At 45.8% G+C, this 11,387-nt stretch carries 12 protein-coding genes; 7 read left to right on the top strand and 5 right to left on the bottom strand.

Annotated features, from left to right (window positions below):
* Positions 1-81: 81 nt before the first annotated feature.
* The 4 genes from msrC to htpX all read left to right on the top strand — a co-directional run bounded on the left by msrC (position 82) and on the right by htpX (position 4,504).
* On the top strand, positions 82-579 hold the full coding sequence (gene msrC, locus OGX91_RS22840; protein ID WP_040232380.1) for a free L-methionine (R)-S-oxide reductase MsrC: 498 nt from the start codon (positions 82-84) through the stop codon (positions 577-579).
* 96 nt (positions 580-675) lie between these two features.
* Positions 676-1,362: an RNA chaperone ProQ gene (gene proQ / locus OGX91_RS22835; protein WP_005120752.1), complete on the top strand. Its 687-nt coding sequence runs from the start codon at positions 676-678 to the stop codon at positions 1,360-1,362.
* A 19-nt stretch (positions 1,363-1,381) separates the two neighbouring features.
* Positions 1,382-3,430, top strand: a complete 2,049-nt coding sequence (gene prc / locus OGX91_RS22830) for a carboxy terminal-processing peptidase (protein WP_040232379.1) — start codon at positions 1,382-1,384, stop codon at positions 3,428-3,430.
* Positions 3,431-3,622: 192 nt separating this feature from the next.
* Positions 3,623-4,504, top strand: a complete 882-nt coding sequence (gene htpX / locus OGX91_RS22825) for a protease HtpX (protein WP_040232377.1) — start codon at positions 3,623-3,625, stop codon at positions 4,502-4,504.
* Between the two features lie 105 nt (positions 4,505-4,609).
* Here the strand turns inward: htpX and OGX91_RS22820 are convergent, their stop codons facing one another.
* Complete coding sequence (locus tag OGX91_RS22820) at positions 4,610-5,662, bottom strand: hypothetical protein (RefSeq protein WP_286627372.1); 1,053 nt, start codon at positions 5,660-5,662, stop codon at positions 4,610-4,612.
* Between the two features lie 213 nt (positions 5,663-5,875).
* On the opposite strand from OGX91_RS22820, the gene OGX91_RS22815 reads away from it, so the two are divergent.
* Genes OGX91_RS22815 through OGX91_RS22805 form a run of 3 tightly spaced genes read left to right on the top strand, consistent with a single transcriptional unit; the run spans position 5,876 to position 8,986 of the window.
* The gene (locus OGX91_RS22815; protein ID WP_005120757.1) at positions 5,876-6,409 is read left to right on the top strand and encodes a SycD/LcrH family type III secretion system chaperone; all 534 of its coding nucleotides are present in this window, start codon (positions 5,876-5,878) and stop codon (positions 6,407-6,409) included.
* Positions 6,390-8,168: a type III secretion system translocon subunit SseC family protein gene (gene sctE / locus OGX91_RS22810; protein ID WP_286627370.1), complete on the top strand. Its 1,779-nt coding sequence runs from the start codon at positions 6,390-6,392 to the stop codon at positions 8,166-8,168. The genes OGX91_RS22815 and sctE overlap by 20 nt, the downstream gene beginning before the upstream one ends.
* 26 nt (positions 8,169-8,194) lie before the next feature.
* Positions 8,195-8,986, top strand: a complete 792-nt coding sequence (locus tag OGX91_RS22805) for an IpaC/SipC family type III secretion system effector (protein WP_286627369.1) — start codon at positions 8,195-8,197, stop codon at positions 8,984-8,986.
* Between the two features lie 77 nt (positions 8,987-9,063).
* Here the strand turns inward: OGX91_RS22805 and OGX91_RS22800 are convergent, their stop codons facing one another.
* Genes OGX91_RS22800 through sctI form a run of 4 tightly spaced genes read right to left on the bottom strand, consistent with a single transcriptional unit; the run spans position 9,064 to position 11,351 of the window.
* A complete protein-coding gene (locus tag OGX91_RS22800; RefSeq protein WP_040232372.1) occupies positions 9,064-9,723 on the bottom strand; it encodes a type III secretion protein HrpE in 660 nt (219 codons plus the stop codon).
* Complete coding sequence (locus tag OGX91_RS22795) at positions 9,716-10,252, bottom strand: hypothetical protein (protein ID WP_040232371.1); 537 nt, start codon at positions 10,250-10,252, stop codon at positions 9,716-9,718. Before OGX91_RS22795 ends, OGX91_RS22800 begins: the two co-directional genes overlap by 8 nt.
* A gap of 59 nt (positions 10,253-10,311) precedes the next feature.
* A complete protein-coding gene (sctJ, locus tag OGX91_RS22790; RefSeq protein WP_005120761.1) occupies positions 10,312-11,043 on the bottom strand; it encodes a type III secretion system inner membrane ring lipoprotein SctJ in 732 nt (243 codons plus the stop codon).
* Positions 11,040-11,351, bottom strand: coding sequence for a type III secretion system inner rod subunit SctI (gene sctI, locus OGX91_RS22785; RefSeq protein WP_223236825.1), 312 nt, complete (start codon positions 11,349-11,351; stop codon positions 11,040-11,042). The genes sctJ and sctI overlap by 4 nt, the downstream gene beginning before the upstream one ends.
* Positions 11,352-11,387: the final 36 nt, after the last annotated feature.

Below are 11,387 nucleotides of genomic sequence, written 5' to 3'. Positions count from 1 at the left end.
GGAATGATCTTGAGCATTTACGCATTTAATGTTTATTTTAGTAGGCTGCAGATTTAAGTAAGACAACTAAGTGATTACATAATGAACAAAATAGAGCTATACGCGGATCTGAACCGTGATTTTCAGGCATTAATGGCAGGTGAAACCAGTTTTCTGGCAACGTTGGCGAATACCAGCGCGTTATTGTACGAACGTCTTGCAGAAGTGAACTGGGCGGGGTTTTACCTGCTTGAGAACACTATGCTGGTGCTCGGTCCCTTCCAGGGGAAAATCGCCTGCGTACGCATCCCGGTAGGGCGTGGCGTGTGTGGTACCGCCGTGGCGCAGAACCAGGTTCAGCGCATTGAGGACGTACATGCCTTTGACGGGCACATCGCCTGCGATGCCGCCAGCAATGCGGAAATCGTCCTGCCAATCACCGTCGACAATCAGATAATCGGCGTGCTGGATATTGATAGCACGGCGTTTGGTCGCTTTACTGAAGAAGATGAACAGGGTTTGCGGACGCTTGTGGCACAGCTTGAAACCGTGCTTGCAACGACGGATTACAAAAAATTCTTTGCGACCGTCGCAGGATAATCAACGGATAACGTAGCAATTACTGATGACGTCATTATAATGACGCCTGTTCATGCCTGCGCTTGTTGGCTACGTCCGTTGTAATCAGGAAATTTCATGGAAAATCAACCTAAGTTGAATAGCAGTAAAGAAGTCATCGCGTTTCTGGCCGAACGCTTCCCGCAGTGTTTTAGTGCGGAAGGCGAAGCGCGCCCGCTGAAAATTGGCATTTTTCAGGATCTGGTAGAGCGTGTTGAGGGCGAAATGAACCTCAGTAAAACACAGCTCCGTTCGGCCTTACGTCTCTATACTTCAAGCTGGCGTTATCTGTACGGCGTTAAGCTGGGCGCAACGCGTGTCGACCTCGACGGCAACCCATGTGGTGAGCTGGATGAGCAACACGTTGAACATGCGCGTAAACAGCTTGAAGAAGCTAAAGCCCGCGTTCAGGCGCAACGTGCAGAGCAGCAGGCGAAAAAACGCGAAGCGGCGGCGGCTGCTGGTGAAAAAGAAGACGCACCGCGTCGCGAGCGTAAGCCGCGTCCTGCACCGCGTCGTAAAGAAGGTGCTGAGCGTAAACCTCGCGCTGAAAAACCAGTGGCAAAAGCACCGCGTGCTCCTCGTGAAGAACAGCATACCCCAGTATCTGATATTTCAGTGCTGACGGTAGGGCAGTCTCTGAAGGTGAAAGCAGGTAATAATGCGATGGATGCCACCGTATTAGAAATCACCAAAGATGGCGTCCGTGTACAGCTGAATTCGGGTATGTCTTTGATTGTACGCGCAGAACACCTGGTGTTCTGAAACGGAGGCCAGGCCTGGCATGAACACTTTTTTTAGGCTTACTGCGTTAGCTGGTCTGCTTGCATTTGCAGGCCAGGCACTCGCTGTGGAAGACATCACGCGTGCCGATCAAATCCCCGTTTTAAAGGAAGAAACTCAGCATGCGACGGTGAGTGAACGTGTGACATCGCGCTTTACGCGTTCACATTATCGCCAGTTCGATCTGGATCAGGCGTTTTCGGCGAAAATTTTTGACCGCTACCTGAATCTGCTCGACTACAGCCATAACGTGCTGTTGGCGAGCGATATTGAGCAGTTTGCCAAAAAGAAAACCGTCCTCGGTGATGAACTGCGTTCGGGCAAGCTCGATGTCTTTTACGATCTCTATAATCTGGCGCAAAAGCGCCGGTTTGAACGTTACCAGTACGCATTAAGCGTACTGGCACGTCCAATGGATTTCACCGGTAACGACAATTTTAACCTCGACCGGAGTAAAGCTCCGTGGCCGCAGAGCGAAGCAGAGCTTAATACGCTGTGGGACGGCAAAGTTAAATTTGACGAACTCAGCCTGAAACTGACCGGTAAAACCGATGCGGAAATTCGCGAAACGCTGACGCGTCGCTATAAATTTGCCATTCGCCGTCTGGCGCAGACGAACAGTGAAGATGTGTTCTCACTGGCGATGACGGCTTTTGCTCGTGAAATAGACCCGCATACTAACTATCTATCTCCGCGCAACACTGAACAGTTTAATACTGAAATGAGCTTGTCTCTGGAAGGTATTGGCGCAGTTCTGCAAATGGATGATGACTATACCGTCATTAACTCCATGGTGGCGGGCGGCCCGGCAGCTAAAAGCAAAGCGATAAGCGTTGGCGATCGTATTGTTGGCGTCGGTCAGAGCGGAAAAGGCATGGTCGATGTGATTGGCTGGCGTCTTGATGACGTCGTGGCGCTGATCAAAGGACCAAAAGGCAGCAAAGTTCGCCTCGAAATCCTGCCTGCCGGTAAGGGCACCAAGACGCGCATTGTCACGTTAACGCGTGAACGCATTCGTCTCGAAGACCGCGCTGTTAAAATGTCCGTGAAAACCGTTGGCAAAGAGAAAGTCGGCGTACTGGATATTCCTGGTTTCTATGTTGGCCTGACGGATGACGTCAAAGTACAGCTGCAGAAACTGGAAAAACAGAATGTCAGCAGCGTGATTATCGACCTGCGTACCAACGGTGGTGGTGCACTGACCGAAGCGGTCTCGCTTTCCGGTCTGTTCATTCCTTCCGGCCCGGTGGTTCAGGTTCGTGACAATAACGGCAAAGTGCGTGAAGACAGCGATACCGACGGCGTTGTGTACTACAAAGGCCCGCTGGTAGTGTTAGTCGATCGCTTCAGTGCTTCGGCATCAGAGATATTTGCCGCGGCAATGCAGGATTATGGTCGTGCGCTGATCGTTGGTGAACCAACCTTCGGCAAAGGCACTGTACAACAGTATCGCTCCCTGAACCGTATTTACGATCAGATGCTGCGTCCGGAATGGCCGGCGCTGGGTTCTGTGCAGTATACGATCCAGAAATTCTACCGTGTAAACGGTGGCAGTACGCAGCGTAAGGGCGTTACGCCGGACATCATCATGCCGACAGGTAATGAAGAAACCGAAACCGGTGAAAAGTTCGAAGATAACGCGCTGCCGTGGGACAGCATTGATGCGGCAACCTACACCAAGTCCGATAACCTGACGCCGTTTGGGCCGGAATTGCTGAAAGAGCACAATGCGCGCATCGCCAACGATCCTGAATTCCAGTACATCATGAAAGACATTGCGCGTTTCAACGCAATGAAGGATAAGCGCAACATCGCCTCTTTGAATTACGCCCAGCGTGAGAAAGAGAATAACGAAGATGACGCAATGCGTCTGGCGCGTATCAACGATCGGTTTAAGCGAGAAGGTAAACCGCCGCTGAAGAAACTGGACGATCTGCCGAAGGATTACCAGGAGCCCGATCCGTATCTGGATGAAACGGTGAAAATCGCGCTCGACCTGGCGCATCTTGAAAAAGAAAAGCCAGCGGAACAGCCCGCGACCAGTCAATAACGTCAAACAGGCACAAGAGATTGTGCCTGTTTTTTTAACAAACGCATGAAGACGTCAGTCTGATACGATAAAATGTAAAGTTGTGTCTTTCTGGTGACTTAGCACCTATGCATGCTTGAAAATAGCCGTAAGACCCATACGATATGGGTAATCGCATAGTGCGTTTTGTTAAATTGAGGTTAAAAGAAAATTATGATGCGAATCGCGCTCTTCCTGCTGACGAACCTGGCTGTGATGGTCGTTTTCGGGCTGGTATTGAGCCTGACAGGGATTCAGTCAAGCAGCGTTCAAGGCTTGTTGATTATGGCACTGCTGTTTGGTTTTGGTGGTTCCTTCATTTCGCTGCTGATGTCCAAATGGATGGCGTTAAAATCCGTTGGCGGAGAAGTGATTGAACAGCCCCGTAATGAAAGAGAACGCTGGCTGATGAATACTGTGGCGACACAGGCTCGTCAGGCCGGGATCGCTATGCCGCAGGTGGCTATTTACCATGCGCCAGATATTAACGCATTTGCGACCGGCGCGCGCCGGGATGCGTCGCTGGTGGCCGTCAGCACCGGTTTGTTGCAAAATATGAGTCCGGATGAAGCGGAAGCCGTTATCGCGCATGAAATCAGCCACATTGCTAATGGTGATATGGTTACCATGACGCTGATTCAGGGTGTGGTGAACACCTTTGTTATCTTTATCTCGCGTATTCTGGCGCAAATCGCCGCCGGTTTTATGGGCGGAAACCGCGAAGAAGGCGAGGGTAGCAATGGTAACCCATTAATCTACTTTGCCGTCGCAACGGTGCTGGAGCTGGTGTTCGGTATTCTGGCCAGTATTATTACCATGTGGTTTTCACGTCATCGTGAATTCCATGCGGATGCGGGTTCAGCAAAACTGGTTGGCCGTGAGAAGATGATTGCCGCATTGCAGCGACTGAAAACCAGCTACGAGCCGCAGGAAGCAACCAGCATGATGGCCTTCTGCATCAACGGTAAGTCCAGGTCGTTGAGCGAGCTGTTTATGACGCACCCACCGCTGGATAAGCGTATCGAAGCGCTGCGCAGCGGAGAATATCTGAAGTAAGTTGCCTGGGTTGATAAAAGGGCCACATCGTGGCCCTTCGTTTGTTATTTGTTAGACCTAAACTACCGCTGGTGGAGAGCAGTATGGTTATTTTCGAAGAAAATGCTATGCAGGTGGATTAATTTCAGGGACGGTGGTCTTAATGTATGCAATAAATTTTTTAGATGCAACATCAAGAGCCTCTCTAACTGAAATTGAATTATCCTCAGTACTACAGGACTTCACAAAATCATCTTTAAGTATTATAGACTGTCCGAAAAAAGTAGAAGAAAGATCATTATTAAACAAGTCATTCTTATTTGGATTTGGATTTGGATTTGGATTTGGGTGTAGGTGTGTAGCGAAAGCCTGATATAAGGATAATGTCAGTTCGCGGCCATTTTCGGGTAACTCCTGAAGTTGTTGATTCATATAGTCATTAAAAGCAGTCTGCTCAAGCTTAGTGATGTTAACGTCACTGATATGCACTGTTTGAGAAGACGACAGAAACGCTTTGATAATTTGGGCTGCTGCATCACCTTTCTCACTAATTGCCTTACTGTCAGGTGTACCATATCCGGTATTCAATATTTTAGCGAACGAGGTCTTGATAGCATCAAGACTAAGTCTTGAACTCTCTCTGACCGGTGATTTATCCAATTTAGTATATTTATCAAGCATTGCATTAAAAATAGGATCTATTGTATTAGCATTAAGCATTTCTATACAGGCCTCTTGCCTGTCAGCGCTTGCTTTAAAAGCTTGGATCGAAGATTTAAAATCGGATTTAAAATTTGTCCTTTTTTCTTGCAGATCAGTAAAGGCTTGTAAATTTTTTCCGCTAAGGGAACTAATTTTGTATTGATCTTCAAAAGTATTTACAGCTTTACGCATATTTGAAACTGTATCTCCCAAAAATTTTGTGCGATCTGCATTTAGAGTCCAGATACCTTTATTATTTTCAAAACAGAGCGGCATAGAAAATCCGGTATCACGAGCATGCGCCAAATCTGCTGTTATTTTTTGAATGGTTTTGTCAATGCTAATATTTTTAGGGACATTAGCGATAGCCGAAAAACATGCGGAAAATAAATTATGGTTCTTAACTTCTCTTTGCCTGTGGAAATCACTCCTATAATGGCTAACACTGTGTGAGAATGCTTTAATTGTGTTTGACATATCCGTCTCCATGTGCGTTTTTTAAACATCAAGTATCACACTTATGATGTCATCACGGTTGGTGGATTTCTTTCAAAAAATGCTTCGATTTATTTATTTATTTGGTAATCTGAAAACATACCTTCTAAATATTTATTTATTTATTTCAATGATAAATGCGGTAATAATTATAAGATTACAATCATCTATTATTTGTATGGAACTGGATTTATTATGGAAAATGGAAATGATGTGTTGATGGAGGATCTTCTCAGTAAGATCGCTGAAGAAAATCGCGAACAGTTTATTGAAGATTTATTTGAATCGGGCGCTACCCGCAAACAGCTGTATGGCATTCCAGATAGCCTGATGAACGGTTTCTACGCCTGTGCATACGAGTATTACCAAAAAGGAGAAATTGAAAAAGCGGAGCACTTTTTTAAATTTTTAATGATGTATGACTTCTATAATCCTGATTACGCATTTGGCCTGGCCGCCGTTTATCAACTAAAGCAGGACTACAAGCATGCGCTGGATATCTATGCAATTGCCTATGCGCTTGATGATGACAATCTGCGCGCCATTTTTGAGGCAGGGCAGTGCTATATGCACTTGCATAACTATTCGAAAGCACGCGACTCATTTGAAGAGGTCGTGGCTCACGAAAAGGATCCTGAGCTGGTCAAACGTGCCGAACTGTATCTTAAAGCGCTAACAAAGATTAACGACAGTGATGAGGATCATAACCATGTACGGAATAACAAATAAGCCTGTCACGCTGGTTACCCAGCAGGTAACCAGTGAAGGTGATGTTGAAAGAGCAACTACTGAGAAAAAGGACATTAGTTCTACAAGCAGCAGCGACGGAAATGCGGCGCAGAAAATAGTCCAGGAAAAATTGGTTACGCGCGCAGAGAAATTGGCTATGACCAGCGAATCATGGAAACCAACGTTGCGTTCCCCTGAAAGTGTGACGCTGCGATCATCCCTGCAAGCTGAATCGCAGTCAGGTGAGACGAATAGTGCGATGTCGGGAGGTAACACGCAATCATCAACCTATTCTCTGGCAGAGGTTCTGGCCACATTAGCGGTTAAACTGGGTGATTCTACTGTGGTTGGGCAAATGTTTCGTGCCACAGCGACACAGTTGATGGGAAGCGCCGCATCCGCAGCACTCATTCAGAAGTCGCAAGGTGTTGAAAATGCACAGCAGGAGTTGACGCAGGCAAATTCAGCTTATAGCGAGGCCATAAAGGCCGAAAACGAGGCTAACGATAATTTACTACAGGTTGAAACATCGCTAAACAACGCTAAGCTGTCGCTGGACGATGCCCAGGATGCTCTTACTTCAGCGCAAATAGCATATAACGATGCGCTGAACGCGATTTACAGCACTGATGAAGAAAAAACGCTAGCGATTAATACGGCAGCAGATAGGGTGACGAGTGCACAGCAGGCAGTGGATGTGGCCGCTGATGAATGCCAACAGGCGATTGATGCCAGAAGCAAGGCGCAAACGGCAGCAACCGATGCCACTAAGAATGCCCAGCAAAAACAGCAAGCGGTGATTACGGCAACTCAGATGCTGAAAGTAGCGCAGGACGCATTGGAAAGTGCGACAGTTAGCCCCCAGGTCGTAAATAACGATAATACAGGTAGCATTAATCGAGTCGACCTTATGATGGCACAGTTAGTGACTATTTTAGGTAAATGTAACGAAGAAACCTTAAAGACGAATATGGAGCTGGCCAAAAGTCAGCAGTCAGCCAAACAGGCTGAACTGGCAAAGGAAACTGAAAAATCAGATAAAATCGCGGAAAAACAAAAAAGGATGCATAAGATTTTTGGCGCTCTCGGCAAAGTACTTATGGCTGTGACGATGATTGCTGGTGCCATTTCTGCACTATTTACCGGTGGCGTTATGGCAATTTTGTTTGTTGCCAGCACGGCTCTCATGATATCGGATCAAATCACGAAAGCTGCAACGGGCGAGTCCTTTATGGGGAAAGCGATGAATGCCGTTGTGAGCGAACTTGCTAAAATGTTTGAAGCTATGGGGGCGGATGAGCTTGTTGCCTCTATTCTTGCATCAATAACAATGCTGTTAGCAGCAATTGCCGCTACGGTAGTGCTGGGGAAGGGCGCAAAATTCTTGGGTAATAAATTCGCAAGCAATATGACAAACTCGATCTTACGGGGCCTTTCAAACCATGGAGCATCAGGTGCTGGAAGTGTTGTGAAAATGGTGTCTAAACATACATTCAGAACTTCGCTAGCAGCCAGCGGAATTAATAATGGCGCTTATTCAATTACCAGCGGTGTTTATGAACAACAACGCGATGATATTTCAGCGAAGCTGATCGAAATTATGAAAGATAATGATTTTGTCAAAAAATTTATGGATATGATCGTGGAAAACTACAGCAATACAATGAAAACCATGAATGCGATTATTAAAAATGAAACGGAAGCATCGGGTATGTCTATGCAGGTGGGTAAGCAAATTCTGGCACATACCCGTGCGTAATTGTAATAAAAATGGAGATAAATAGCATGGTTGGATCGGTTAATTCAGTAGTAGCGGGCAATGTATACCTTAATACAAGTGAGAATGTAGATGTTGCACAGACGGATAGTAGACGGAACATTAAAGATACTCAGGCCTACCAGACATTAGTGAAATTGGTTGGCAATAGCTACAAAGGTGTGGACGAGACTAAAGAAGACAAAGCCACAGTACGTAAAGAGGCCCAGCAACTTCTTAGCCAGTTACATAGTGGTTTAGGCAGCAGCGATACCAGCACAGGTAATGTGATAACCGTGTCAATGCCAAAAGCCAGTGCACTGCTGACTCTCCTGGTCGCCATGATTGAGTCAGAAAATGAATCTTCAATTGCGGGTTATAAAATGTCCGGCGAGCTCGGTGTCATTAGTCAGGATTTCACCAATGCTGCGGCAGATGAATTACGCGAGCAGGGGAAACTGGCTTTGTCATCGGGTATTGTGAGTGGTGGGACTCAGATGATTGGTTCGGGAGTGGGGATTGGCACGGGTTTCTTAAAAGGTGAAGGGGTGGCTAGCGCTGCCAGCCAAGGGTCTATGGGATTGGGACGAGGTCTTTCTGAGGCAGAACAAGGCTCGTTTGGTATGGTGACAAAAAATTCTGAAGCAGAGCAGACGTCCCTGCAGGCAAGTGGCAAAATGATGGATCAAACCATGGAGATGAGTAGAGAAACGGCACAAAAAGCGGCGCAAGTGATGAGTAGCCTTCTTTCTCTGATGGCTGATATACGCCACTCGTCAGCAGATCTGGTTTCTACAGTCAGTAGCAATCTGAAAGCCTGATGGCTAACTAATATATAAAAAAGGCCCGATATGTTTCGGGCCTTTAGACACAATCAAAAATAAAAGATCTAACTCGATTATTCCGAAACAGATTCTACTGCCTGCTGACGATATTCTTCAAGGCGTTCAGAAATATTCAGCGTAGCAAAAGACGCGGCAATAGCTAATTTAGCTAGCTGGGATGGTTGGCGCTGAAAATCGCAGCACCATATTTCCTGTCCATATTCTACCCGTAACTCTTCAGCCTGACATGTTCGAAGTTCAACATTAATTCCGGACTGCTTAAAATTGTCACTGATGGATTTGGCTGAGCGAATGGCATAAGCAGGGAATGAAACGATAGCTTTAGTGCCTGTAATAGCATCACGTGATAGATAATGAGCTAGCAGTGCAAGTATATTTTCTATACCGGCCTCACTGGCAAATAATTGCTGTAACTGTTTCTCCAGTTGCTGTTGCGAATGTTGCAACAACTGTGATGTTGCAGATTCAATATTGCTGACGTAATCGACTACAGTTTGTGATGCTTTCTGTATTCCCTGGCTATAACCTTCCATCCAGGCAAGTGAACGCAATTCATCAGCCTCGTTTCTTGCATCACGCAGAATATGCTGAGCATGCTTCCTGGCAAGCAGCTCAAGTCTGGATGCACTGGTCGCTGAATTCAGCCATTTCGCTTTGATAAGCGGGGTATCAGGCAAAGGATACTGCTTCGGAAGTGAGATTTGTCTAAGCATATTCTAAGGCCTGCAAAAAAAGAAGATATTCTTCAGGATAGATTTGGTCATCTCTGATATCAGGCTCTTGACATTCATCAGTGAAAAATAAGGCCAGTAGAGGGACAAGAGGAGGGGGGAATCGATTGTGCATTGCTTTTACCAATAATGTATATGCATACTGTTCAAGCATAGCGAGATCAGGTTGGCGATATTCCTGGTTTATGGGTAAAGATGAAAACCAGGGAATATAAAGGAAAGCGCGCTGTTTGGCCGTTAAAAGCGTGAGGGCGGCGGGAAACCGTACGAACATAGGAGCCAGTTGCCGTGATGCGGCCATCATTGCTGCACTATAGAGTTCTTGCCAGCGAGAAATAAAAAACATATTTTGTTCAGAGAGTTGCAATAGGTCAATATCAATAGTGTTATGTGGTAACAGAAGTCTGTTTACAATAGTACGTGGCACATTGCGCAATTTAGCTAATCTGGTAGTATTCGCCCAGTCAGCCGGCATTAGCACAATTTTGCTAAGCATAATTATCTCACTCATAGCTTATCCAATGATAAGCGACGAAAAGAAATCGTCGCTTATAATAATATTGTGATTGATTACTCTGTCTCTTTCTTAGAAAGAAAACGTTGAGATATACGAGGCCAGAACACACCAAGCAAAATCAGAAACAATAGTAGAACTGAAGATACTATGATAAAGGTGTATCCCCATAGCGGATGTGAAGGTTTGATACTCACTAACTTTAGTGGGGCGGATTGGCGGAACATAACCACAGATATATTTTCATAGTGCATATCCTGCAATCCATTCCTGATAAAACGGCGTATCTTATCTGTATATGCTGTCTCATCAATCGTTCCCTGATAGGTTATCAATACTGATGCCACCATTGAAGATGAGTCATTGTTTTCAGGGCTAATACCTGGATAACTCAAATGCACTCTGGCGCTGGTAATATGCTCCAGTTCTTGCAGTGACTGACCCAGTCTCTGTTCAATAGCTGAGATCAGTCGTGCTTTTTCACCAAGGGGCGTGGACACCATTGCATCCGCAGGAAATTGTTGAGATATCTCAATATCATCAGCGGAGGGAAGATTATAAGCAGTCAGTAATACCGTCGCTGAAGCCAGGCTTTCTGAAGAAACCTGAATGGAATATTTTCCTTTACCACTGTCAACTTTAAACGCATCAATATTATTCGACTCCAGAAGTGTAATGATTTCATTAGCTTGTCGTTCAGATAACTGGTCAGCTAATTTTTCATTACATCCGCAGAGTAGAAATATAAGTAGCAACAGCGCAGTCTTTACATTAAAAGATCTCATCATGTTTTTATTAATGTTTCGATCGCGGAAACACCCTTACGAGCCAGCGTGCTATATAAACTGGTGTCAATAGTATAAGCGCTCAGCTTGTTTTGCCATATTGCAAGTTGCTCCGGGTCGGAAGTGACAGCTGGGTTATTCAATGCGGCGGTAATTCTGTCTTTTTCAACCTGGGTACCTGCTGCCAGTCTGGAGACTTCTTCAGTCAATCGCGTATCCAGATCAACCAAATCACCCGTGACTAAAGAGGGTTGTGATTCTGAAAAAGTTGGTGTCTGTAATGACTGCGGTGATATCTGATTAATAGACATACTCACGTTAGTACTCCCTGTCCGTAGGATAAATCG

Origin of the sequence: Citrobacter sp. Cpa228, from assembly GCF_030333085.1 — a bacterium.
In the GTDB taxonomy this organism is placed as follows: domain Bacteria; phylum Pseudomonadota; class Gammaproteobacteria; order Enterobacterales; family Enterobacteriaceae; genus Citrobacter; species Citrobacter pasteurii.
The sequence above is the reverse complement of the archived record's forward strand: the minus strand, read 5'-3'. Positions and strand labels throughout refer to the sequence as shown.